The sequence below is a fragment of the Sinorhizobium fredii USDA 205 genome (genome assembly GCF_001461695.1).
In the GTDB taxonomy this organism is placed as follows: Bacteria; Pseudomonadota; Alphaproteobacteria; order Rhizobiales; family Rhizobiaceae; genus Sinorhizobium; species Sinorhizobium fredii.
Window position 1 is genome coordinate 1 of sequence record NZ_AUTC01000145.1, and the last position, 23697, is coordinate 23697.

Here is a 23697-nt window from a genome sequence, read left to right on the forward strand (position 1 = left end):
TGGTTGACGGAACCCCTTGCGCGAGACAGACAATCCGGTCGTGCTGACCGGAAGCTCCTGGAGGATGTCGGTACCTGCCAGCCCCTGGCGACTGACATCAACTGCCCACGACCAAACATTGATCCCGTCGCACGCATTTTTCGCCCGTCACGCTCTGTGATGACTTCGGCGCGCGTCTCGGGGCGACCTTGGTTGCTGGTTTTCGAACGGCAAGCCCCACCCATCATCGACTATCTGATGGGCTAGACGGGCGGGAGGGACACGCTGACTCAGGTTGAAATGCGTTTCCCAACCCGCGATGCCGCCATTGCCTACGCAAAGCGTCAGAGACTCAATTACACCGTCGTAGACGACAAGAGCCGCCACCCCTAGTTCTCGTTAATACCGCCGGCAAGCTCTACCGTTCCTTCCCCGTGCCGCCCCTGTGCCGCGCGATCGGCGCATCGATCGGCATCGCCAATCCGGAAGAGCCCGCCGCTGAAGCAGCGGGCCGTGCTCTCCTTTTTCTCGATCATGCCGATAGTCCCAGAGTGCCCAGGCTGACACGGCGGTGACGAGCACGCCGAGGACCACATGGGTCCACATCGCGTTCATGTTCGCCGCGAATTGAAGCAGCCAGGGCGAGACCATCAGCCAGGAGAAGATGCGGCTCAACCGCACCACAGCCTACCGCTCCTCCAGGCCTAAAAGCGGCCGCCGGAACAATAATGAACAGCGAAAGCTAGCACCGCGCCGTCTGAAGAAGGCATTCTTTCGATGTGAACTGCATTCCCAGTCCGTATATCTTTGACGGGCCGCCTCATATGAGAACCGCCCGTCGGAAAGCTGGCAAGGCTTCGAAGCAGGCGCCAGATAGCTCGTCAGATATCGTACCGCGAATCGAGCTCTCGCAGGGCAGACCGAACCTCATCGATTGAAACCGGCTCAGGCGTTCCTGGCATATGACGGAGAGCCGGCTTCGAATCTATCGCGTAAAAGTCCGAAGCCCACGCGGCGAGAATGGCCCGTTTATCATCGACAGAAAGTGCAGGAGCCTTCACCACATCCATTGGACGTCGAAGCGGCGACCAGTGAGATGCTAGAACTTCCGGTCCGATGTTCACGGCAGTTGCGGCAATCTGCTTAAACATATCGTCCATCATCGGTTCACCTCAGCTTACGTGCGGCTTCCTACTCCACCTCGCATGAGTCGCCATGACGAGGTCAGTTTCCGGCGCCAGCAGATCGTGCTTTTCCGCGAAGGCGGCAAACAAGCCGCGTGCGGTTTCAGCTTCAATCTCGCCGCGCAAGGCAGCGCGGCATGCCTTGAGCGCAACCGAATGCGGACCATCCCTGAGCGATATCGGCCACTCGACTAGATGTCGGTAAGCGTCCATCACGCTTCTCACTTCCGTCGGGAATCCAAGACCGACGAGAATACGCACAGGTTTCTTGAACATATCGGGTTTCATAACTCTCTCCTTTCCAACCCGCGATGTTGCAGCACGCCACTACGGCGTCGCCCTCCGGTGGAAAACTTGCTCAAGCGGCGCCCTGGGCTTCGATCTGCGGCGCGGCGTCCGGCCGTCCAAGGGCGGAACCCCTTTGAATGCTGATCGTGCGCGGTTTCAATGCCTCGGGAATCTCCCGGACGAGATCGATGGTCAGCAGATCATTGCTCAATCCCGCTCCACTCACCCTGACATGGTCGGCAAGCTCGAAGCGATGCTCGAATGGTCGGCCGGCGATGCCTCGGTGCAGATAGGCTTCGGACGGAAAATCCTGCTTCTTGCCTGTAACGGTGAGAAGATTGGTCTGGAATGTGATGTCGAGGTCGCCTTCGGCGAAGCCGGCAACCGCAATCGAGATGCGGTAGCTGTCGTCACCCGTCTTGACGATGTCATCGGGCGGCCAATCGCTGGACGAACGGTCGCGCTGGGCGTTTTCCAGAAGGCTGAAGAGCCGGTCAAAGCCAACGCTCGATCGAGAGTGTAGTCGTAAGATGTTGCCATAGCCATATCCTCCTAAAAGCAACATGGTATGGAGCGCCGAAAGACGGCGCTTCCAGCATTGCCAGCCCTGTTGTCAGCGGCTGGCGGCCAATGATCTGGTATTTGAGAAATCCGGCTTCAAGTGCTGCCTTGGAGAATTTTCGCAAATCTCAATGCAGCTTGAACTCACCTTCAATACGGCGCCATTCGTTCGGCCGGATCAGGCGCTGATGCGTATAGCGAACGGAATGCAGCGGACCGTCGAGATTGACTTACCAGATTTCTGTTAGGCAGTCAGTGTTAGCGGCAGAAGGCTCAAATCGGCAAAATCTTGCGCAAGCGACGGAAGCCATCAAATCGGACGCAGCCTATGTCGTTAGATATCGCGACCATTAGACGTATTGCCCGCCTTGCCCGTCTCGCACTCAGCGAAGACGAGGCTGAAAAAATGTGTGGCGAGGTGAACGAAATTCTGACCTTCATCGAGCAACTTTTGGAGGTTGATGTCGAAGGCATCCCTCCGATGACCTCGGTTGTGCCAACAACCATGAAAATGCGCCCGGACGTCGTGACCGAAGGCAGTCTTGCCGAAGAGATCGTGGCGAATGCACCTCTCAGTGAGTGCAACTTCTTCCTGGTCCCCAAGATTCTCGAGTAAGCACAGACAGCCTCGGGCTTTGGAGCATTTCACGGCCGGCGATCGCCGCCAAACGATGCGCCCCTTTGCATGGCGCGTGTTAGCGGCTTGAGATTTCCGGCCCACATCCGATGCTTCGAAAGCTTGCCGATCTCGTTTGTGATCGAATGATGTGTTATGGCGAAGGTCCTGTCGTTTTGCACTTAATCAGGTTCTTCCTCAATTTGTGTGTTTCACTCACCGTTAGACATGATGCCGCTATGGGCGGGGATGCAAACGAAACGAAATGGTCGCCCGGCCTAGGGGCAAAAGTCCTGGGTGTCGCGCCCACTGCTGATGACAGTTGGGTTGTTTCCGCTGCCGGTCCAGGGTTCGGCATTTGCCCTGATTGCAGCCGGCGGACTCGAAATTGGCATGGCTGGTCCAACCGGAGCCTTCAGGATCTGCCGGTCCAAGGAGAGGCAGTCACGGTTATCGTGCACGCCTTGCACAAGGAGGGTCTGTCCTGTTCGGAGAAGGCGAAATTCTCAAGGAAGCGCTCGAGATTGCCACCGGCCCAAAAAAACATCTGTTGCGCTCGCTGTCATTGCCGAAGGGCACTTCGCGGTGACGGCGGTGTGCAAGACTTTGGGTGTTGCCCGGTCAAACATGGCAGAACGTGCAAAGCAGATCCCTTCCAAAGCCCGTGGACGGCCGCCGCTTGCTGATTGGGGACTGGTTGAAGAGATCAAAGCGATCATCGCCGACATGCCGACCTGCGGCTATCGCCGGGTTCACGCCATTTTGCTCGAAACACCACCAACGAGTGGCGTGCCTGGCCAAATGCCAAGCGCGTCTATCGAGTGATAAGGCTGCATGGGCTGCGTTTTCAGCGCCATACCGGTGCTATCGATACCCGCCGCCATGATGGCCGTGTTGCGGTCGAAGTGTCGAACCTTCGGTGGTGCTCAGTGCGCATTCCGGTGAAGTCGGCTGCTGATCCGAAACGAAGCCGGCCACCTATTCCGATCGCACCGGCTATCGCCACTGTCGCTCCGACCCGGCGATCTGCCGCGACTACCCGTTGTTGGCCGCCTGCACCTCAAACGCCGCTGCGACCAACCCGTATGTCTGGGCCGATGCCCGCGAGCGCACCGATGCCAACCGCCTGACGTCCTGGGGCAAGGACGATCTACAAACGCCGCAAGGAGACGGTCGAGCGCTCGTTTGCCGACGCCAAGCAGCTTCACGGTCATCGCTGTGCCCGCTTCCGAAGTCAAACCCGCGTCGCATGCCAGTGCCTGCCGGCAGCCGCAGCGCAGAACATCAAGAAGATCGCCATGGTCCTGACCAGGGCACCCAAGACCTGCCTGAGCAAACGTCATGCGCGCCGCGACGACACATACAAGCCGCCGCAATCCACTCGACAGCGCAAACCCAAAAACAAAAAACCCGCCGAAAATATCGACGGGTTTGTCAGCAGTCTGAGCCCGCCGCTGAGGCGGCGGGCCATACTCCAATTCTCTATCATGCATGAGCATGCGGGTTCTGCCGATTGTCCCAAAGGGCCCAGGCCGACACGGCGGCAACGAACGCTCCAAGGACCACGTGGGTCCACATCGCGTTCATGTTCGCCGCGAATTGAAGCAGCCAGGGCGAGACGATCAGCCAAACCCCGAGCACCAGGCTCGACCACTCTTCCCACTCAGCAAAAGCCGACAGCGCGGCAACAGCCAGAGCGGCGAGCAAGATTCCGACAATCCATGCGTTCCACGCTGGTATGGTTTCGCTGGCGAAGCCGAGCGCCCAAGGTGAAACGAACAGGGCGACTGCGAGAACCAGATTGAGCCAATCCTGTGCTTTCTTGCTTTCCATCAGTCCATTTTCCATGACAACCTCCACGAATGAAGTTTGATCGACGGAGTTCTCGCGTGCTGTGCACGCTGCGCGAAACGATGTAATTTTGCGAAATACGATCTTCAAGAGCCCGATTATCTCCGTGGGCTGCGGCAACCACGACTAAGGCGATTGTGATCGACTGCCTCGACAGATCGACGATCTTCGCGTAGGCGAACAGTGGCAGAACACACCCTTGGAGGAAGGCCCGCGACGAAAATGGGACATGCGGTTGCCAATCCGCCGACGAGAGAAGGAAAATTTCGGCGTGCAATCGGATCGCGGCAAAAGGGGGAGGTACCAGCCGCCGCCGGGATAAACTTGGTTGATTCCTCACCCTCGTGACGGTCACCGGATGCGCCACCCTGACCGGAGCCGCTCGCCAGCAGCCGAGCGAGCTCTTGTCACCCGGAAGGCCGGATTCGTTCCAGTGTTGGACACGCTGAAGCGTAATCTCGTTCCATGCCTTCAACATCGTCGCTCGCTTCGGCGATGAGCCAGCCCTTTTCCAACTCGCCGGTCAGTTCGAAAGAGCGCGGCCATGCTCTCGAACCCGCGGTCCGCCCCGGACCTTTGAGTTTGCATAGAAGCGCGGATACATAATGCACGCTTTACCCCTTGAACTCGCCAAGCCGCGAAAATAGATCTTCGACGGGCGCCATCCAAAAGCGCTTTCCTTGTTGAAAACCAACGAATTCAGTGAGGTAGAAATGCACACGAAGATGTTTGACCGACCAGTTTACCTACGTGAAAGGAAGGATCTGGTCCTCGAAATCACGAACCTGGAAGACGCGATCGATTTTCTTGAGGAGTGGTCCAAAGGAGATCGCGATATCATTCACGACGCGACCCTGAAAACGTGCTACCTGGCACATGACGGCCACAAGCCAGTTCAGGTGGCGCGCGATGCGCTCCGCTCCTTTGCGCAAAAGAAGGGCATCCTTGTCAAGGCTCCCGCGGTCTTGCCGTGGATGACCAAGGCCGAACCGGGCGGCGGTCGAGTACACCCGTAAACCGGCTTCGAGAGTGGGGGGGGCCGCGCTCGCGGCCTCTCTAGTTAGCGCGGTAAGCAGCGCTTGTTGCGTGGTTCTCAAGGTAGGCTGGCGGGCGGCAGTGAGCCTGCCTCCGAATCCGCTTTCCTCCCATGGAAGTCATCGATAGCGCAGGGCATCAACCAGCATCGCGAAGACAGGCGATGCCAGACGGCGGCTCGATAGTAGGGGGGATATCCAGGAAACGAGGGACACCAGTCCGCTAGCACCTGGATGAACCGTCCTTGCTGATCGCAAAACCCTCGCCCCTGTGCCCCGCCCCTGGGGCTGCGGCATGCAGAGGGGAAAGATAAATCAACCTCCCCAGCGCAGCGCCGCCGTGTCGACGGGCGCGTCCCACAGCGAAAGCTCTCGTTCCGCAAGACACGCGACGGTGATTGACAGGCCCGCCATGTCCAAAGAGGTCACGTAGGTCCCGACCAGCGGCCGGGCGATCGTAAGGCCGAGGCGCTCGCAGTGCGCTTTCGCAGCATTGTACACGAGGTAAAGCTCGGACACCGGTGTACCACCGTAGCCATTGATGAACATGAGGAGTTTTTCGTCACGCTCCGATGCCAGCTCGCCTAGGATTACCTCAAGCATAGTTTCCACAATTTCGTCGGCGGCGGCGAACTTGACCCGTGCGCGGCCCGGCTCTCCGTGAATGCCGACCCCGATCTCCATTTCATCTTCAGCCAGAACGAAGGTCTCCCGCTGCGTGTCGGGCACGGTAACACCACGCAGCGAAACCCCCATCGTGCGGATGCGACCGTTCAGGCTCTCGCCGAGCGCGCTCAGTTCATTGAGCCGCCATCCGGCCTCCGCCGCCGCCCCGAGCAGCTTCTCCACCACGATGGTTCCTGCAACGCCTCTCCTGCCTTGGCTGCGCTTCGACCCGCCGGGATCGACGTCATCGCGCACCACGACGGTAGCGATCCGGTGCTCGGCCGCGACGAGTTCGGCGGCCATCTCGAAATTCATGACATCGCCGTCATAGTTCTTGACGATGAGCAGACAACCCTCGCCACCGTCCGTTTCCCGGATCGCGGCGACAATCTGGTCCGGCGTTGGAGACGTGAAGACATGCCCGGTGCACGCGGCATCCAGCATACCTCTCCCGACAAAGCCGACATGCATCGGCTCGTGCCCGGCGCCGCCGCCCGAAATGAGCGAGACCTTGCCCGGCCGAAGGCTGCGCCGGCGAACGAATTTCCCGTCGGCTCCGAAGGTCACTAGCCGTTCGTGGGCCGCCACTAGGCCCGCCAGGCTCTCAGCAACCAGCGTCTCGGCTCGGTTCATGAATTTCTTCATCCTGTCCCTCCCACGACGCCGTGCTCTCCTGCCTCGCGCAAATTGTCGCTCGATCGGACAGGAATATAGAGGGTTCTGCCGGAGGCAGCGACATACTGAAACACACTCACGACCCTCTAATCCATCGTTCCGACCAGTTTCGCCATATTCCGGACGAGTTCCTCGATCACCTCGTCGAACAGGCGGTTCTTCTTTTCATCGCCGAGATCGGGAACGATCAGCGAGAGCTGGCGCAGCTTCTCCGCACTTGCGAAATCCGGCAGCTTGCCGGGGTGCGCCGACTGATAGGCCTGAAGAAAGCGTTCCTGCTCGCCCGGGCTGAAATGGCAGACGCGGAATATCGTCGCGAGGTGGCGCGCCGGCAGCGGGGTCGAATAGGCCGGGCTCGTTACCTGAGTGACGAAGCTGCGATGCTTGCCGAGTGCCTCGGCGAGGCGCTGACGGGTTCCTGACGGCCGATTGTCGATAATCTGGGCCAAGATCGTCTTGTAGGCGATGATGGGGTCTTCAACCGTCTCGCGCGACATTCATTTCATCTCCGCCGCGGCCTGGCCGTCCGTGCACAAGCCGCCGATTGTCGATCGTATGCCAGTCACGCGATTGGGCGCCACAGAGAAGTGGCGAAGGCCCGCGGCCATGAGCGCCGGTATATGTCGGGGGTCGGAGGCCATCTCGCCGCAGATCCCGATCGGTTTTTTCATCGCCTCGGCAAGCCTCACGCCCTGGGCGATCACCCTAAGGACGGCTGGCGTGGCGGCGTCGTAAAGTGCGGCCACGGTTTGGTCGTCTCTTGCGGCAGCCATCAGATATTGCGCCAGATCATTCGTGCCGAAGGAGAAAAACGCCGAGTGCGAAAATTGCTCGAGCATCAGCGCCGCCGCCGGAACCTCCACCATCATACCGATCTCGGGCATGCGCGCCTCCACCCCGCGCCTCAAGAGAACGGCGCGCTCCTCTTCGAAGTAGGTCCGCATCGCGTCGAGCTCGTCAGGCACAGTTACCATGGGCAGGAGGACGCCAAGATTGCCGTGCACGGCGGCGCGCAACAGGGCGCGCACCTGGGCGCGGGCAAGCTCTGGCCGTGCCAGGAGCAACCGGATGCCTCTGAGGCCCATGAAGGATTCGCTCTTCCTGGCCCCTAAGCCCGGCAATGTCTTGTCACCGCCTAGATCGAGCATGCGCACGATCGCCGGCGCGTCGCCGGCCCATTCCAGTGTATGCCGATAGATGTCGTAATGCCTTTGCTCGTCGACGGCATCCGCCGACGAAGCCACCAGAAATTCGGTCCGCATCAGACCGATGCCCGCGAAGGACGCGGGATCAATGGCCCTGAGCTCGAGTGGATCGTTGATGATGGCGGACAGCCGGATCGCAACGCCGTCGGCGGTTTCGACCACTCCACCGGCGCGGCGCGCGGCGATCGGCCTTGCTTCAGCTTTTGTCGGTTTCGCCTCGCGAACATGCGAATCGTCGGGCGCAACGACGACTCTCCCGTTATTCGCATCGACGAGCACGCGTGCGCCGTCCGCCACTTCGAACCGCCCCGTCGCCACGACCATGGGCACCGAGCGGCCGCGCGCAAGCATTGCCACGTGGCTTGAGAGGCTGCCTTCAAAGAGGACGATGCCGCCGCCGGCGGTCCAGTCATGCGCAAGGAATAGGCTTGGCTCAAGGTCCTTGCCGACGAAGACCGAACCCGGCGCGAAATCCTCCAGAGGAAGGCCCGTGAGCGCGCTCACGACGCGATTGCGGATATCGACGATGTCGACCGCGCGGGCGCGCACTTGCTCGTCGGGCGCCTCTTCGATACCGGCGATATAGTCGTCGAGCGCCCCGACCCAGGCGAGAGCGGCGCCATCGCCGGCGACGATCCGGTCCCCGGCCATTTCGACGAGAGCCGGATCGAGCAGCATCTCGATCTGGAAATCAAGAATGCCGGCGCTCTCCTCGTCCGACCGGTCCGCGAGTGCTCGGAGCTCCACGACGGCGGTGGCGACGGCCTGCAGCAGCTTGTCGCGCTCCGCGGCCACGGTATCGGAGAGCGCAAACACTTCTGCCGTAACATCAGCGGCGCGATGGACAGGCCCGAGCCCCACGCCGGGAGAGGCGGCGGTTCCGGCGATTTCAAGCGCTTCGGCCATGCTTCCTTTCTTCATCGAAGTCGCGCTCGACAAGCGCCTTGAGGGCATGGATCGCTTCGGCGGCGCGTAAACCTCGGGCGCGGATCTTCAGCATCGAGCCCCTGCGAATCCTCGCCCCCATGATTTTGACGATGCTCTTGCCGTTCAGCCAGACGTGGCTGTCGTTGACCTCGATCTCGACGGTGCAGGGAAACGACTTGGCGAGCCGCGTGAAGATGACCGACGGACGAGCATGCAGCCCGAAGCCGTGCGTCACCTCGATCTCCGCCTGGCAGTAACCGTGCGTATCGACTGCCTCCGGCGTTTCCCGTCGCGACCTGTTGTCCATCACGGCGACAGCTCCTCCGCGGTCGCCACGACGCGGGCGAGAACCGCACCGCCCGACGCCTCAGCGGCGGCCATCACCGCCCCCTCGACCAGAGGCGCGTCGCAAATGATCACTCTTCCGGAACGGGGTTCGCCGAGCATTTCGATCGCCATTTCGCTATTGGTCTCCGCCCCGCCAAGATCGACGAAGACGGCGACCCCCGCATCCGACCAGGCCCGTTCGATCGCTGCCAATATTCCAGCTGCATGCGTACCGAGGCCACCTTCGGCGTTGCCGCCCGACCAGGCGAGCGGCACGCAATCGCCAACCATCTGGCGCACCATGTCGGCGGCACCCTCGGCGACGAGTGGAGAATGCGAGACGATGACGATGCCGACATTTGCGGATTTCGGGTTCATGCCGGACATTGCTCCTCCAAGAAACGACAGATCGCTGCCGTCAGCAGCGCACAACTCTTCGCGCCCGGATCGACATGCCCGATCGACCGATCGCCAAGAAACGCGGCACGCCCGCGCATCGCCCTCATGCCGAAAGTGAGGCTTGCCGCCCTTTCCGCCTGCTCGGAAATACCTGCCAGACCCGCGCGCCTTACCACTTCGGCATGCACAGGGTAAAGCACGTCGAGCAACGTCTTGTCGCCGGGGCTTGCGCGGCCGCGCCGGGCGACGGCATCGATGGCATGCTCGAGCGCGCGTGCGAAGTCATGCTGGCCGTTCGCACCGTCCAACTGGCGGCCGATCGCGATCAGAAGCGTCCCGTAGAGCGGACCGGCCGCGCCGCCAACGCTCATGACGAGCGTGAAGCCGATCTCCTCCAGGGCTTTCGGCAGGGCAAGCTCTGCGAGCCGGTTTCGCTCGGCATAGACCGCTTCCAAGCCACGACGCATATTGGTGCCGTGGTCTCCGTCGCCGATCGCCCTGTCGAGCTCCGACAGATGATCGGCATTGGCGGCAATCGCTTCGCGGCAGACCTCGATCAACCCGCCTATGAGCGCTGAATTTGCCAGCACGACCAACACCTTTTACCAACCCTCGCTCGATCATACTCGCGATCGGCCGCCATCGTTAGAGCACGTGCCAAAGGCGCGTTGCATTCTAACGGGTTCGTGCCACGCGCCTTAAGTCACGCGCCTTACGTCTCGTTTCCATGCATGTCGTCATCCAAAAACCGCTGCACAGTCTTGGGCGACGTGCATTAACGAAGCCCCGCCGCGACTTCGAAGACCGCGGCCACCGCCATGGCTCCCGGATCGGGTATGCCGTCGAGATCTCTTTCGCCGACATAAGATGCGCGCCCGGCCTTCGCCTTCTTCATTGCCCGAGTCGCGTCGGCGCCGGCACGCGCCGCGGAAGCAGCAGCGGTCAGACCGCCGGCCTTGAGGGCGCGCAGTGCCGGGTCCAAAGCATCCACCATGGTGCGGTCGCCGACGCCTGCGCCCCCGTAGAAGGTCATCCGTTCCAGTCCCGCCAGCAGCGCCCCCGCCATGTCTTTCGTGTCCGAATAGGCCTTGGCGGCGGCGGTGAAGAAGATCGACAGAAGCACGCCGCTCGAGCCGCCCATGCTGGTGCTGAGAATGCTGCCGATCGACGAGAGCGTCGCGGCGATGTCCTTCAGCGGCAGCCTTTCGATCTGCGCCAGGACGCTGCGCGAGCCTGTCGCCACGGTCGAGCCGGTATCGCCATCACCGGCGCGTGCGTCGAGGTGGTTGAGCTCAGCTTCGAGGGAGAGCAGGTGATCGCAGATCGCCGCGATCAGCCGATCGGCGGCCGGATCGTGACTGGCCACCACGGACTGGGTGGCCGGCACGGCAATCGCCGGCAGCACGGTGACGTCATGCCGCTCGACTGCAGGTACCCAGGCGTGCGGCCCGACGGACGCTTTCAATGCTGCCTCCCGCTCGCCATCAAGCCGCATCAGGGAAAGCGAAAAGCCGTTCATGTTGAGCGCCGTCATCAGCGGCGCCGGGCCTATCGTCAGCTTCACACGCTCGGCGAGTGAAGAGGAAAGGACCGTGTGAGCGATCAGTCCCATCTCGATCGGCGGCACGGCACCGAGATTGTTGATGAGAAGCGCATAGCCGCCGTCCCCCGGCAAAGCTCTGGAAAGCCGCTCGGACATGGTCGCAACGATGCTGCGCGCCTCCTGCAGGGCGATCCGTTCGACACCGGGTTCGCCGTGGATGCCGAGCCCCAGTTCCCCCTCGTCCGCCTCGAGCCGTTCCGCATGGGACTGGCCGGGGATCGAGCACGAGGAGAGCGAAACGCCGAGCGAAACAATATCGCGCGCCGCCGAGCGGGCTGCGGCGGCAACGGTCTCGAGATCGGCGCCGCACTCGGCGAGGTGACCGGCGATCTTGTGGACGAAGAGCGTTCCCGCAACACCGCGTGGCTGGACGATATCCGGGAGCGCGATGTCATCGGCGACGATCACCATCTCGACGCGAAAGCCTTCGACGCGCGCCTTTTCAGCTGCTAGCCCGAAGTTGAGGCGATCGCCGGTATAGTTCTTGACGATCAGCAGGCAGCCCTTCGACCCGGTCACCGCGCGGATCGCCGTCAGCACCGCCTCGACGCTCGGCGATGCGAAAATCTCGCCGGAAACCGCCGCGCTCAACATGCCTCTCCCGACAAAGCCCGCATGCGATGGTTCATGGCCGGCTCCGCCTCCCGATATGACCGCAACCTTCGCCTTGTCCCAGTCGCCGCGCATGACGATCTTGATGTCGGGGTAGGTGTCGAGGCGCGCGAGGCTCCCGGCCGGCGCCGTCTGCAGCATGCCATCCAGCGCTTCGGTGACGATGTTTTCCCTGCGGTTGAAAAAGTGCTTCATCGTGGTCATCCAATTGCTTGTCGATTGGTCGCAGTGGCATCAGCGCAGCCGCTCGCCGTCCGACCCGAAATAAAGGGGCTGTCTCAGCGTCAGGTTGATCCGGTCGCCCGGTTTGATGGAGAGATAGGGGTCGGCGAGCGTGACGAGCTTGTGGCCCCTCACCCGGATGTGCAGGTGGTTCTGGTCGCCGAGGTGCTCGATCCAGTCCACCTCGGCATTGCCCTGAGCGTCCGTGGCGATCTCCAGATGTTCGGTTCGCGCGCCGATCGCGCTGGCGCCCGAGGGTGGCGCCGCGCCCGGAAGGAGATCGGTCGGCAGCAGGTTTATGTGCGGCTGGCCGAGGCGCGCCGCGACGTGCAGATTGGCCGGGTCCGCGTAGATCTCCCGCGGCGTGCCGATCTGAACCAGCCGCCCTTCGGACAGGATGCCGATGCGATCGGCCATCGTCATGGCCTCCACCTGGTCGTGGGTGACATAGAGCAGCGTGGAGCCCAGCTCCTTCTGGATGCGCTTCAGTTCTAGGCGGAGTTCGGCGCGCAGCTTGGCGTCAAGCGACGACAGCGGCTCGTCCATCAGATAAATCGCCGGCCGGCGAACGAGCGCGCGGCCGATCGCGACGCGCTGCATCTCACCGCCCGAAAGCCGCGTCGAGCGGCTTTGGAGCTTGTGCTCGATCCGAACCATGCGTGCGACCTCGCGCACCCGCCGATCGATCTCGTCACTATTCAGCCGCCGAGCCGGGGAGCGCAGCGGGAAGGCGAGATTGTCGTAGACGCTTAAATGCGGATAAAGCGAATATTGCTGGAAGACGAAGGCCACGTCCCGCTCGGCCGGCGATTGCCGGCCGACATCGCGACCGGCGATCGTCACCCGTCCGCAATCCGGCCTTTCGAGCCCGGCGATCAAACGCAGGCTCGTCGTCTTGCCGGCGCCCGTCGGCCCGAGGAGCACGACGAATTCGCCGTCCCTGATGGTCAGCGACAGATCTTCGACCGCGACCGTGTCGCCGAAAGTCTTGCCTATACGGTGAAGAACGACCTCAGACATGGCGCGCCCCCGCATAGAGGGAGGAGGCGATCGCCCGGCCCGAGGCGCAGTCGAAGACGGCGAGCTTTGCCGGATTGAATTCGAGCCCGACGGTCTCGCCGAGACTGAAGCTGCGATCCGCCGAAACGCGCGCTTTGACGATGCCGGCTGCTGTCTCCACGGCGACGATCTGGTTGGTGCCGAGATATTCGCTGCCATAGACGGCGCCGCGGATGGGGGCTTGATCGCTGAAGCGGATATGTTCCGGACGCACGCCGAGCGCCATTTCGCCCGGCGCCACGTCCTCCCCAACCTCCGGCACGGCGACTTCGTGACCGTCGAGGACGATCGACCGCATCCCCCTCCTGAGCCCGGAATGGAAGCGCATGAAATTCATCGGCGGCGAGCCGATAAAGTCGGCAACATACATCGAAGCGGGACGATTGTAGATTTCCTGCGGCGTGCCGAACTGCTCGATGACGCCATGGTTCATCACCGCGATCTTGTCGGCCATCGCCATCGCCTCGTGCTGGTCGTGGGTCACGTAGACCGTCGTCGCATGGATGCGATTGTGCAGTTCGCGCAGTTCATGGACCATCACCTCGCGGAATTCGGCGTCGAGCGTGCCGAGCGGCTCGTCCATCAGGAAGCATTTCGGACGCCGGACGATCGCCCGGCCGAGCGCGACACGCTGGCGGTCGCCGCCGGCGAGGCCGGAAACCGAGCGGTCGAGGATATGGTCGATCCGCAAGAGCTTCGCGGTCTCCTCCACGCGGGCGCGGATTTCCGCCTTGGCGATGCCCTGGGACAGGAGGGGGAAGCCGATGTTCCGGCGCACATTCATGTGCGGATAGAGGGCGAAGAGCTGGAAGACGAAGGCGATGTCGCGGGCGCTCGCGCGGTTGAAGGTGACGTCCTCGCCGTCCAGATAGATCTTGCCGCTGGTCGGCAGTTCGAGCCCGGCGATCATCCGAAGCGTCGTCGTCTTGCCGCATCCGGAGGGAACGAGTAGCGCCAGGAACTCACCGTCCTCGACGGTGAAGCTCGAATCCTCGACGGCAACGAAATCGCCGAACTGCTTGCGGAGGTTTACGATCTTGATCTCGGACATCGCTCACTCCGGAAATTTCGAGACGATGATGAACAGGACGGTTCCAGCCAGCAGCATGGCGAGCGAATAGGTGTAGAGCGCCAGGAGGAACGGCTGGAACAACATCAGGAAGCCTGCGGCGATCAGCACCGTGGCGATGTTTTCCATCGGGCCGCGCCTGAGGAAAAACGGCCGCTTCTGCCGAGCAGCATGGGTCATTTCTTGCGGGTTCGTCATTTGCGTACCGCTCCGAAGGTGATGCCACGCAGCAATTGCTTGCGCAGGACGATAGTGAAGACGAGGATCGGCACCAGGAAGATCGTCGTGCCGGCGGCGACTGCCGGCCAGTCCTGGCCGCCTTCGCCGATGATCGTCGGTATGAATGGCGGAGCGGTCTGCGCAGAGCCAGACGTGAGCAGCACCGCGAAGGCATATTCGTTCCAGGCGAAGATCAGGCAGAAGATCGCGGTTGCCGCGATGCCGGTCGTCGCCTGCGGCAGCACGACCTTCCAGAAGGCCTGCAGGCGGGTATAGCCGTCGATCATCGCCGCCTCCTCGTATTCGCGCGGAATCTCGTCGATAAAGCCCTTGAGCAGCCAGACCGCGAGCGAGACGTTGACGGCGGTATAGAGGAGGATCATGCCGAGCGCCGTGTCGGACAGTCCGAACTGGCGATACATGAGGTAGATCGGGATCGCCACCGCGATCGGCGGCATCATCCGGGTCGAAAGAATGAAGAACAGCAGATCGTCGGCGAGCGGGACGCGGAAACGAGAGAAGCCATAGGCCGCAAGCGTTCCGAGCGAGACGGCAAGGAAGGTCGAGCCGAAAGCGATCAGAAGCGAATTGCCGAAGCGCGGCCAATAGTTCGAGGGACCCGCGATGACCATGTTGCGGCCGCGGGTGATCTCGTCGCAGGTACTGCTCGGGGCGGGGAGCGCCTGGATATAGTCCGGCGTCTGCCTTGTGCGCGTCGTGAAGAGGTTGCAGTAGCCCTCGAGCGTCGGCGTGAAGACGATCTTCGGCGGATAGCTGATCGAATCCGGCGGCGACTTGATGCTCGTCAGGAAGATCCAGGCGAGCGGGATCATCGTCACCAGCGCATAGAGGATGACGATCGCGCCGGCGATGCGCTTCACGGTCGGCGTCGGCTCGACCACGGAATGGGCGGTGGTTTTGACCGAGCTCATCGCTGTTTCACCTTGTTGAGCGCCTTGACATAGATGTTGGCGAGGCCGAACACCGCCACGAAAAGGATGATCGCAAAGGCGGACGATCGTCCGGTGAGCCAGCTTTCAAAGGCCTCCCGCTTCAGCGTGATCGATGCGACCTCAGTGGTCGAACCGGGCCCTCCGCCGGTCAAAAGCATCACCATGTCGAACATCTTGAAGTTCTCGATGCCGCGGAAAAGCACGGCGAGCATGATGAAGGGCAGGGCCATCGGCACGGTGATCGACCAGAATTGCCGCCAGGCGGAGGCGCGGTCGACCTCGGCCGCCTCGTAGATGTAGTCCGGTATGGATCTGAGGCCGGCGAGGCAGATCAGCATGACGTAAGGCGCCCACATCCAGGTATCGACGATGATGATCGCCCACGGTGCCAAGGTTACAGAACCTAGCATCTCGAAGGATGACGGCGGAATACCCGTGAAGAACGAGACAATGTAATTGAAGAGGCCGATCTGCGGCTGATACAGGAACCGCCAGAAGTTGCCGACGACCGCCGGCGACAGCATCATCGGAATGAGGATGACCGTCGTCCAGAAGGCGTGGCCGCGGAATTTGCGGTCGATGAGATAGGCGAGCGCGAAGCCGATGATCATCTGCAGGAGGATCGTCCAGAAGACGAAATGCGCCGTCGTCTGCATGGCGATCCAGATGTCCGGGTCGTTCAGCACGCGCTGGTAGTTGCGTAGGCCGACGCCCTCGACTTCGGCATTGGGGCGGTTCGCACGGAAGTTCGTGAAGGACAAATAGACCGCCCAGATCAGCGGAAAGATATTGATCGCGAGCAGCAAGGCGATCGTGGGCGTTATGAAGAGCCAGGCGATGGCGCGGTCCGAAAGGCCGCGCACCCGAACCGCAATCGTTGTCGGCGTCGCTCGGGCAAGCATGTCGGCGGATCGCTCCGCAATGGTGGAAGGGGCATCGGTCACTATCGTCACCTGAGTTCAAGGAAGGATCCGTTCGGGACCGACGGCCCGGACTCGCAGCCGGGCCGTGTTCCTGAAGCAAGACTAGAGCTTGCCTTCGTCCTCGAAGATTTCCTTCCAATCATTGACGAGACCATCGAGGGCCTCTTGCGCCGTGCCCTGGTCGGCGACGACATAATCGTGCAACCGTTTCTGCATGGCCTGCAGCAGGATTGCGTAGGAGGGCTCCTGCCAGAAGTCCTGAACCTGGTTCATTGCGACGAGGAAGTCGGCCGCAAAGGGCTGACTGGCCTTGAAGGACGGATCATTCAGGACTGCGTTGTGCACGGCGTAGCCGCCGAGCGACCACCATTTCTTCTGGACGTCTGGCTGGGCGAACCATTTGATGTAGGCGAGCGCGCCGTCCATGTTGTCGGTATTGGCGACGACGGACATCCCCTGCCCGCCGAGTGTCGAGGCGGCGACCTTCTGCTTGGGATTGACGAAGAAGCCGATCTTGTCGCCGCCGACCTTCTCGTCCTTGTAAAGGCCAGGGAAGAAGGCGAACCAGTTCATCGCCATCGCCACCTGGCCGGACTTAAAGGCATCGAGCCCCTCGCCCATGTAGCTGTCGGTATAACCGGGCGGCTGGCAACACTTGTAAAGCGCCTTGTAGGCCTCGAGGCCCGCAACGGAGTCGGGCGAATTGACGGCGCCGTCCATATCGTATTTGCCGGGTGTCGTCTCGTATTTGAAGCCATAGGGATAGAGCGCCGAGGTCGCACCCATGGTAATGCCCTCGGAGGCACGTTCGGTGAAGATCGCCGCGCCGTAGACCTTCTGGCCATCGATTTCGCGACCGCTGAAGAACTCGGCGACCTGCTTCAGTTCGTCCCAGGTCTGCGGCGGGCCGAGGTCGCGACCGTATTTCGCTTTGAACTCGGACTGCAATTCCGGCTTGGCAAACCAATCCTTGCGATAGAACCAGCCGTTGGCGTCGCCCATGGCCGGCAACGCCCAATAGTTCGGCGAACCCTTCGGCCAGGTGGAATAGGCATTGACCGCGGCTTCGGCGAAGTCGCTCATCTTGATCCCTTCCTTATCGAAGAAATCGTTGAGCTTGACGTAGTAGCCGTTCTCGGCGGAACCGCCGATCCATTGGCTGTCACCGATCAGCAGGTCGCAGAGCTTGCCACCGGAATTGAGCTCGTTGAGAATGCGGTCGGCAAAGTTCGGCCAAGGCACGAACTCAAATTTCATGCCGGTGCCTGTCTGCGCGGTGAAATCCTTGGAGAGTTCGACCAACGCGTTGGCCGGATCCCAAGCAGCCCAGCAGAGCGTCAATTCATCAGCCTTCGCCATTCCCGGTATCGCCGTCGACAGCATGAGTGCCGACGACATGCCCATCAGGGCCTTCGTCATCTTCCGCATGTATTCCTCCCAGATACAGAACCGACCGACGCCGGCCTCGGAAAATTCTCCCTTGCTCACATGTCCAAGCCGTACTCCCGCATGTTGAGCAATATGTTTAGTGATATACATTTTACTAAACACATCAAGTGCAATTCGTCGCTGCAACGCAGCATGCGCACCGAGAGAGATCAGAGGGTGCAGGCGCTCCCGGTTTTCGTCGAACCGGCCGGACTTGCCGGAGCTGCAGGCATCGGCCGCCATGGCAGATAGTGTGCCTATGTCGCCAGCTTGGCGGTAGTCATGAGGAAAAACGGCCGCGAACCGTCAATTGTATTCAAGATGACCTCTCAACAGACCCCGCAATTTCCCCGATCGTCACAGACCTCAACGTACGGAAACCGGGCTTGATGAGGTCGCCCTAAATGTTGCGTTGATAAATATTGGACCTATCTGACTAAATTGTAAGCATTACACGCACAAACTTTAGGCATAAATTCCAAAGATTACTGCTTTACTTTAGAATACGCATGGATATACTGACTTCGTTTCTAGGGTTCCGATGCCGAACAGGACATGACTGGACCGAGAGAAACCCCCGGCGGGGAGACATCCACCGGGTCCACGGCGGGATAAAAGCCCGGGAGGCTCATGCAGCGGTGTCGTTGCTTTGGGAATCCCGCCTGTGATTCCGAGAGATGAGCGCAGCGTGAGCCCCAAGTTGAACAAGGGGAACAGACGATGCGTTTCGGAAATGGCAAATTCGGTTTTCTTTCACTGGCGGGCGCACTCGGCCTTTCACTCTCGCTTCTGGCGGGCGGGGCGCAGGCGGAGCCGAAGAAAGAATTCAATATCGCCTGGACGATCTATGTCGGCTGGATGCCGTGGCCCTATGCGGCGGATGCCGGCATAGTCAAGAAATGGGCCGACAAATACGGCATCACCATCAACGTCAAGCAGGTCAACGATTACGTCGAGTCGCTCAATCAGTACACGGCCGGCGGCTTCGACGGTGTGACGGCAACGAACATGGATGGCCTGACCATTCCGGCGGCCGGCGGTGTCGACACGACGATCATGATCGTCGGCGACTTCTCCAACGGCAATGACGGCATCGTCTCGAAGACGGCGAAGACCCCCGCCAACCTCAAGGGCGAGAGCATCAATCTCGTCGAGCTGTCGGTCTCGCACTACCTGCTCGCGCGCGCTCTTGAAACCGCGGGGCTTTCCGAAAAGGACGTGGCGGTCGTCAACACCTCCGACGCCGACATGGTCGCCGCCTTCAAGTCGCCGGAGATCACGACCGTGGTCACCTGGAACCCGCTGCTCGCCGAGGTCAAGACCGAACCCGGTTCGGCCACACTGTTCGATTCCACGCAAACCCCGGGTGAGATCATCGATACACTGATGGTCAACACCGACGTGCTCAAGGACAATCCCGATTTCGGAAAGGCGCTCGTCGGTATCTGGTACGAGACCATGTCGGTCCTCGTCGAGCCGGGCGAGAAGGGCAAGGCGGCGCGTGCCGCAATGGGGTCGATGTCCGGCACCGATCTCGCCGGCTTCGAAGCCCAGCTGGCGGCGACGAAGCTCTTCCCGACGCCGCAGGAGGCGGTCGCCTTCACCGAGAGCGAGGATCTGGTCAAGACCATGGATCTGGTACGGACCTTCTCCTTCGACCATGGCCTTCTCGGCGATGGAGCCCCGAACAAGGACGTCGTCGGCATCGCCTTCCCGGGCGGCCAGGTACTGGGTTCGGCAGACAATGTGAAGCTGCGCTTCGATGCCAGCTACATGAAGCTCGCGGCAGACGGCTCGCTTTAAGCGGCCTTTCGGTCAGGCAAGACGGTCGCTCCGAAGTCGATCTTCGCCCGACGTGCCTCTCAAATGGGAACCGCCTCATGCGACGCGCCATCAATATCGTCCCAGGATCTGGAACGCGGATTCTGCTTGCCCTTCTGCCCTTTCTGCTGATCGCCGGTCTCTACGTCGTCACCTCAGCGGAGCGACGGGCGGCAAATCCGGGCGACAAGCTGCTGCCGCCGGTCGCAGAAATGGCGACGAGCATCGGCAGGCTGGCAACCGAGCCCGACCGGCGGTCGGGAGATCTGGCCCTCTGGTCCGATACCGCGGCCAGCCTCCAGAGGCTGTTCATCGGCCTCGGCGCAGCCGCCACGATCGGCCTGGTGCTCGGGTTGACGCTCGGTCTGCTGCCGGTGGCGAGCGCCGGCCTGTCGCCGCTCGTCGCCGTCATCTCGATGATCCCGCCGATGGCCATCCTGCCGGTGCTCTTCATCGTCTTCGGCCTCGGTGAACTCTCCAAGGTCGTATTGATAGTGATCGGCATCGCGCCCTTCCTCGTTCGTGACCTCGCCATGGCCGTCGCTGCCATCCCGAGCGAGCAGATCGTCAAAGCGCAGACCCTCGGCGCTTCGACCTGGCAGCTGATGCTGCGCGTGGCACTGCCGCAGGCGATGCCGCGGCTCATCGAGGCGCTCAGGCTCTCGCTCGGCCCGGCGTTCCTCTTCCTCATCTCTGCGGAAGCGATCGCCGCCGAGAGCGGCCTAGGCTACCGCATTTTCCTCGTCCGGCGCTATCTCGCCATGGACGTGATCCTTCCTTACGTCGCCTGGATCACCCTCATCGCCTACCTCTTCGATTGGCTCCTGGCGCGGCTCGCCCGGCGGGCCTTCCCTTGGGCGTATGTCCGGGAGGCACGTTGATGAGCGAGATCCACGTCCATAATGTCTGGATGGAATATGGCGACCAGATCGTGCTCGAGAGCATCTCGCTCGAGATCGCCTGCGGCGCCTTCGTCTCCGTCGTTGGTCCCTCGGGCTGCGGCAAGTCCACCTTTCTGCGAATGATCCTCGGACAGGAACGGCCGACGCGCGGCATCATAATGCTCGATGGAGCGGCGTTGCCGCCCGAACCGGGTCCGGATCGCGGCGTGGTCTTCCAGCGCTACTCGGTGTTTCCGCACCTGAACGTACTGCAGAACGTCCTGATCGGCTTCGAATTCGCCGAAAGCGCGTTCACCGCCAAGCTGTTCGGAATGAAGCGCAAGGCGACCGTCGACAAGGCGCGGGCGCTTGTCGAGGCGGTGGGCTTGAGCGAACACGCACTGAAATTCCCGAGCACGCTCTCCGGCGGGCAGCAGCAGCGCCTCGCCATCGCCCAGGCGCTGGCGAAGGAGCCCAAGGTGCTGCTGCTCGACGAGCCCTTCGGCGCGCTTGACCCTGGCACGCGGGCGCAGATGCACGCGCTGATCAAGCCGCTTTGGCGAGAGCGCGGCATGACCGTGATCATGGTCACCCACGATCTCAAGGAAGCCTTCGGCCTCGGCACGCGAGTGCTTGCCTTCGACAAGCCGCGCATCGATCCGCAAGCGCCGGAGCGCTACGGCGCCCGCATCATCTACGACCTCGATTTGAGCCGCGACGGCCCCGTCCCGATCCTCGGCTTTCCGCGGCCGATCGAAGCCAACACGACATTCCAGGAAACACGAAGGAGCATGCCCGATGCGTGAACCCCCAAGCCGCCAGTCCCGCCGCGCCGGCCAAATAGCGATGCGAGGTCGCGAGCGCCGCCACCACCCGGACTTCAACATGCTCGACAGCCAGGGCTGGAAGGCGCTCGAGGCGGAGGCGAAGCTTTCCGGCAAGGGCTGGGGACGGGAAAAGAAATGGGCGCTCGACATGGGTTTGCCGGGCTCTAAAAGCCTGACGGACAAGTCGATCCCCACGTTTGCGCGAGGCGAGCTGCCGCATTTTGCCGGGATCAATACGTTCCTGAAGGCGCCCTATGTCGAGAATGTCCGTGACGTCGGCAAGTATGACGCCGCCGTGCTCGGCATTCCCTTCGACAGCGGCACCACCTATCGTCCCGGCACGCGCTTCGGACCTCAGGGCATCCGCCGCATCTCCGCACTCTATACGCCCTACAACTACGAGATGGGCGTCGACCTACGCGAGCAGATGACGCTTTGCGATGCCGGCGACGTCTTCACCATTCCGGCCAATCTCGAAAAAAGCTTCGACCAGATCACCCGCGGCGTCAGCCATGTCTTTTCCTCGGGCGCGCTGCCGATCATGCTCGGCGGCGACCATTCGATCGGCTTTCCCTGCGTGCGAGGCATTGCTGAATGCACCTCGAAACGCATCGGCATCATCCATTTCGACCGGCATATCGACATCCAGGAAAAGGACCTCGACGAGCGCATGCATACAACGCCCTGGTACTGGGCGACCAATCTCCCGAATGTCTCGCCGAAGAACCTTGTCCAGCTCGGTATCGGCGGCTGGCAGGTACCGCGCGATGGGGTGAAGGTGGCGCGCGAGCGCGGCACGAATGTGCTGACGATCGACGACATCGAAAAGCTCGGACCGGAGAAGACCGCGGAGATCGCGCTCGAACTCGCCTGGAAAGACGCCGACGCCGTCTACATCTCCTTCGACGTCGACAGCATCGATTGCGGCTTCGTGCCTGGCACCGGCTGGCCGGAACCGGGCGGCTTCCTGCCGCGCGAGGCGCTGAAGATCCTTGGGCTGGTCGCGGCAGAGGGCCTCTGCGGTCTAGAGGTCGTCGAGGTCAGCCCGCCCTACGACACTTCGGACATCACGGCGCTCTTCGGCGTTCGGGTGGTGGTAGAGGCGCTGGGGTCGATGCTGGCACATGGCAAACTCGGCTCCCACAAGCACCTGATCGACAAGCCGGTGAGCTTCTAAGGAGACAGTTATGCACGGTGGACAGCACCATCACGACGCCGACGACCACCACCATCATGATCACGATCACGATCACGAGCATGAGCATGAGCATGGTCACGATCATCACCAGCACCGCCACCGTCATGCGGGGCCCGGCCACAATCGGCAGCGCGGCACCGCGCAATGGCAGGTGCCGCATCGCCCGGAAAGTGAGGACATTTCGCCCCCGCGCGAACGCGATCTCGATCTCGTGGAGGCAAGTTTCGTAGAGAACTTCGCCCGTGCGAGCGATCCGACGAGCTTCCTCAGGCTTGCGGACATCCCCTTCGTTGGGCTCGACGCTTCAGGGAAACTCCTGCACCTGCTGCGCGTCGAGGCCGCGGATCGCACCGATGTCGGCGCGGTCGTGCCGCTCCTCGGCGGCAATGGCGTGCGCTACGACGTGCTGCCGGCGCGCATGACCTCGCGCCGCCAAGACCTCAGCTTCCTCTATCACGACGGCCAGGCGGTCGTTCGGTTGCACTTCACAGAGGCGCGCAAACTCAAAGACCGGACCGACGCCTCGCATTTCGACATCGAACCGACCGAGTGAATTTCCCTTCAGAAAGGCAAAGCCATGAACTTCAGGATTCTCACCGCGCTCGCCGCCGTTCTCGCCGCTCTGCCCTGCCAGGCTCTGGCTCATTCCGGCGACCATTTCCACGGTGTCGAAAGCGGCTTCCTCCACCCCTTTTCGGGTCTTGACCACCTGCTCGCCTTGGTCGCCGTCGGACTGATTGCCGCACGGCTCGGCGGCTCAGCGCTCTGGCGGCTGCCGCTCGCCTTCGTCTCGGCCATGGTTTCGGGCGCGGCGTATGCCTTGACCGGCGTAACGGTCCCCCTCGTCGAAACGGTGATCATCACCTCCGTCGTCCTCTTGGGCGCGGCGTTGATCGCGAACGCGAACATGCCAGTTGCGCTCGCTGTCACCGGCGCCGCCACCTTCGGCTTTTTCCATGGCTTTGCCCATGGGACGGAGGGTCCGGCCGCTGCGCCGCTCGGCCATATCCTCGGTTTCGTCGGCGGCACGGTGATCCTGCACATGTCCGGCATCGCCGCCTGCCATGCACTTGCCCGATACGGCACGACCGCGAGGTCGGCGCTTCGCATCATCGGGACGGTAATCCTGGGCGCCGGTATCGGCCTAGCTTTCATCGCGTGACGTTTAGC

25 protein-coding genes, 7 pseudogenes and 1 riboswitch are annotated in these 23697 nt (G+C 61.9%); of the genes and pseudogenes, 12 read left to right on the plus strand and 20 right to left on the minus strand.

The window, feature by feature from the left end; translation table 11 throughout:
* Positions 1 to 261: 261 nt before the first annotated feature.
* Positions 262 to 372, plus strand: a pseudogene (locus tag N181_RS34835) (ETC complex I subunit); the annotation flags it as partial.
* On the opposite strand, the gene N181_RS33770 reads toward N181_RS34835, so the two are convergent.
* From N181_RS33770 to N181_RS33250, 6 genes and pseudogenes are all read right to left on the minus strand, one after another.
* On the minus strand, positions 369 to 515 hold the full coding sequence (locus tag N181_RS33770; protein WP_162129746.1) for a hypothetical protein: 147 nt from the start codon (positions 513 to 515) through the stop codon (positions 369 to 371). The pseudogene N181_RS34835 and the gene N181_RS33770 sit on opposite strands and share 4 nt — an antisense overlap.
* Positions 514 to 636: pseudogene (locus N181_RS31955) on the minus strand (SPW repeat protein); the annotation flags it as partial. The pseudogene N181_RS31955 and the gene N181_RS33770, both read right to left, overlap by 2 nt.
* Before the next feature lie 224 nt (positions 637 to 860).
* Positions 861 to 1142 (minus strand): hypothetical protein, encoded by a 282-nt coding sequence (locus N181_RS18030; RefSeq protein WP_037434333.1) that lies wholly within the window; start codon positions 1140 to 1142, stop codon positions 861 to 863.
* A gap of 9 nt (positions 1143 to 1151) precedes the next feature.
* Positions 1152 to 1451 carry a DUF982 domain-containing protein gene (locus N181_RS18035; protein ID WP_014330918.1) on the minus strand — a complete coding sequence of 100 codons (300 nt, stop codon included), beginning with the start codon at positions 1449 to 1451 and terminating at the stop codon, positions 1152 to 1154.
* A gap of 70 nt (positions 1452 to 1521) precedes the next feature.
* Positions 1522 to 1991, minus strand: a pseudogene (locus N181_RS18040) (Hsp20 family protein).
* Positions 1992 to 2140: 149 nt separating this feature from the next.
* Positions 2141 to 2239 (minus strand): annotated as a pseudogene (locus N181_RS33250) (protein usg); the annotation flags it as partial.
* A 101-nt stretch (positions 2240 to 2340) separates the two neighbouring features.
* Between N181_RS33250 and gatC the strand changes: the two are divergent.
* The 4 genes and pseudogenes from gatC to N181_RS31970 form a co-directional block, all read left to right on the plus strand.
* Positions 2341 to 2628, plus strand: coding sequence for an Asp-tRNA(Asn)/Glu-tRNA(Gln) amidotransferase subunit GatC (gene gatC, locus N181_RS18045; RefSeq protein ID WP_037434334.1), 288 nt, complete (start codon positions 2341 to 2343; stop codon positions 2626 to 2628).
* A gap of 239 nt (positions 2629 to 2867) precedes the next feature.
* Positions 2868 to 3080, plus strand: a pseudogene (locus N181_RS34840) (transposase family protein); the annotation flags it as partial.
* A gap of 41 nt (positions 3081 to 3121) precedes the next feature.
* Positions 3122 to 3557: pseudogene (locus N181_RS33255) on the plus strand (transposase family protein); the annotation flags it as partial.
* A gap of 53 nt (positions 3558 to 3610) precedes the next feature.
* A pseudogene (locus N181_RS31970) lies at positions 3611 to 3962 on the plus strand (transposase); the annotation flags it as partial.
* Between the two features lie 151 nt (positions 3963 to 4113).
* On the opposite strand, the gene N181_RS18050 reads toward N181_RS31970, so the two are convergent.
* On the minus strand, positions 4114 to 4476 hold the full coding sequence (locus N181_RS18050) for an SPW repeat protein (protein WP_037434335.1): 363 nt from the start codon (positions 4474 to 4476) through the stop codon (positions 4114 to 4116).
* Between the two features lie 716 nt (positions 4477 to 5192).
* Between N181_RS18050 and N181_RS18055 the strand changes: the two genes are divergently transcribed.
* Positions 5193 to 5495 carry a DUF982 domain-containing protein gene (locus N181_RS18055; RefSeq protein ID WP_037434336.1) on the plus strand — a complete coding sequence of 101 codons (303 nt, stop codon included), beginning with the start codon at positions 5193 to 5195 and terminating at the stop codon, positions 5493 to 5495.
* A 333-nt stretch (positions 5496 to 5828) separates the two neighbouring features.
* Here the strand turns inward: N181_RS18055 and dhaK are convergent, their stop codons facing one another.
* The 13 genes from dhaK to N181_RS18120 form a co-directional block, all read right to left on the minus strand.
* On the minus strand, positions 5829 to 6824 hold the full coding sequence (dhaK, locus tag N181_RS18060; protein WP_037399021.1) for a dihydroxyacetone kinase subunit DhaK: 996 nt from the start codon (positions 6822 to 6824) through the stop codon (positions 5829 to 5831).
* Between the two features lie 116 nt (positions 6825 to 6940).
* Positions 6941 to 7351: a hypothetical protein gene (locus tag N181_RS18065; RefSeq protein WP_037399024.1), complete on the minus strand. Its 411-nt coding sequence runs from the start codon at positions 7349 to 7351 to the stop codon at positions 6941 to 6943.
* Positions 7352 to 8965 (minus strand): phosphoenolpyruvate--protein phosphotransferase, encoded by a 1614-nt coding sequence (locus tag N181_RS18070; protein WP_037399027.1) that lies wholly within the window; start codon positions 8963 to 8965, stop codon positions 7352 to 7354.
* Entirely contained in the window at positions 8949 to 9293 is a 345-nt protein-coding gene (locus N181_RS18075) for an HPr family phosphocarrier protein (protein WP_014330603.1), read from the minus strand. Before N181_RS18075 ends, N181_RS18070 begins: the two co-directional genes overlap by 17 nt.
* Positions 9293 to 9691 carry a dihydroxyacetone kinase phosphoryl donor subunit DhaM gene (dhaM, locus tag N181_RS18080; protein WP_037399031.1) on the minus strand — a complete coding sequence of 133 codons (399 nt, stop codon included), beginning with the start codon at positions 9689 to 9691 and terminating at the stop codon, positions 9293 to 9295. Before dhaM ends, N181_RS18075 begins: the two co-directional genes overlap by 1 nt.
* A complete protein-coding gene (gene dhaL / locus N181_RS18085; RefSeq protein ID WP_153451297.1) occupies positions 9688 to 10308 on the minus strand; it encodes a dihydroxyacetone kinase subunit DhaL in 621 nt (206 codons plus the stop codon). Before dhaL ends, dhaM begins: the two co-directional genes overlap by 4 nt.
* 179 nt (positions 10309 to 10487) lie before the next feature.
* Positions 10488 to 12122: a dihydroxyacetone kinase subunit DhaK gene (locus N181_RS18090; RefSeq protein WP_037434338.1), complete on the minus strand. Its 1635-nt coding sequence runs from the start codon at positions 12120 to 12122 to the stop codon at positions 10488 to 10490.
* 39 nt (positions 12123 to 12161) lie between these two features.
* Complete coding sequence (locus tag N181_RS18095; protein ID WP_037399029.1) at positions 12162 to 13169, minus strand: ABC transporter ATP-binding protein; 1008 nt, start codon at positions 13167 to 13169, stop codon at positions 12162 to 12164.
* Positions 13162 to 14259, minus strand: a complete 1098-nt coding sequence (locus N181_RS18100) for an ABC transporter ATP-binding protein (protein ID WP_060563640.1) — start codon at positions 14257 to 14259, stop codon at positions 13162 to 13164. Before N181_RS18100 ends, N181_RS18095 begins: the two co-directional genes overlap by 8 nt.
* Before the next feature lie 3 nt (positions 14260 to 14262).
* On the minus strand, positions 14263 to 14475 hold the full coding sequence (locus N181_RS18105; protein WP_037399043.1) for a hypothetical protein: 213 nt from the start codon (positions 14473 to 14475) through the stop codon (positions 14263 to 14265).
* A complete protein-coding gene (locus tag N181_RS18110; RefSeq protein ID WP_037399044.1) occupies positions 14472 to 15428 on the minus strand; it encodes a carbohydrate ABC transporter permease in 957 nt (318 codons plus the stop codon). The genes N181_RS18105 and N181_RS18110 overlap by 4 nt, the downstream gene beginning before the upstream one ends.
* The gene (locus N181_RS18115; protein WP_014330595.1) at positions 15425 to 16351 is read right to left on the minus strand and encodes a carbohydrate ABC transporter permease; all 927 of its coding nucleotides are present in this window, start codon (positions 16349 to 16351) and stop codon (positions 15425 to 15427) included. Before N181_RS18115 ends, N181_RS18110 begins: the two co-directional genes overlap by 4 nt.
* Positions 16352 to 16474: 123 nt before the next feature.
* Entirely contained in the window at positions 16475 to 17800 is a 1326-nt protein-coding gene (locus N181_RS18120) for an ABC transporter substrate-binding protein (RefSeq protein WP_037399119.1), read from the minus strand.
* Positions 17801 to 18319: 519 nt separating this feature from the next.
* Positions 18320 to 18428: riboswitch (guanidine-I (ykkC/yxkD leader) on the plus strand.
* A gap of 92 nt (positions 18429 to 18520) precedes the next feature.
* Here N181_RS18120 and N181_RS18130 point away from each other — a divergent pair.
* From N181_RS18130 to N181_RS18155, 6 genes are all read left to right on the plus strand, one after another.
* Positions 18521 to 19603, plus strand: coding sequence for a putative urea ABC transporter substrate-binding protein (locus N181_RS18130; RefSeq protein WP_050984114.1), 1083 nt, complete (start codon positions 18521 to 18523; stop codon positions 19601 to 19603).
* A gap of 77 nt (positions 19604 to 19680) precedes the next feature.
* Positions 19681 to 20502: an ABC transporter permease gene (locus N181_RS18135; RefSeq protein ID WP_037399050.1), complete on the plus strand. Its 822-nt coding sequence runs from the start codon at positions 19681 to 19683 to the stop codon at positions 20500 to 20502.
* Positions 20502 to 21308 carry an ABC transporter ATP-binding protein gene (locus N181_RS18140; protein ID WP_037399052.1) on the plus strand — a complete coding sequence of 269 codons (807 nt, stop codon included), beginning with the start codon at positions 20502 to 20504 and terminating at the stop codon, positions 21306 to 21308. Before N181_RS18135 ends, N181_RS18140 begins: the two co-directional genes overlap by 1 nt.
* Positions 21301 to 22506: an agmatinase family protein gene (locus N181_RS18145; protein WP_037399055.1), complete on the plus strand. Its 1206-nt coding sequence runs from the start codon at positions 21301 to 21303 to the stop codon at positions 22504 to 22506. The genes N181_RS18140 and N181_RS18145 overlap by 8 nt, the downstream gene beginning before the upstream one ends.
* Positions 22507 to 22516: 10 nt before the next feature.
* On the plus strand, positions 22517 to 23080 hold the full coding sequence (locus N181_RS18150) for a hypothetical protein (protein ID WP_037434341.1): 564 nt from the start codon (positions 22517 to 22519) through the stop codon (positions 23078 to 23080).
* A 24-nt stretch (positions 23081 to 23104) separates the two neighbouring features.
* A complete protein-coding gene (locus tag N181_RS18155) occupies positions 23105 to 23689 on the plus strand; it encodes a HupE/UreJ family protein (RefSeq protein ID WP_037436958.1) in 585 nt (194 codons plus the stop codon).
* The last annotated feature ends 8 nt before the right edge of the window (positions 23690 to 23697 follow it).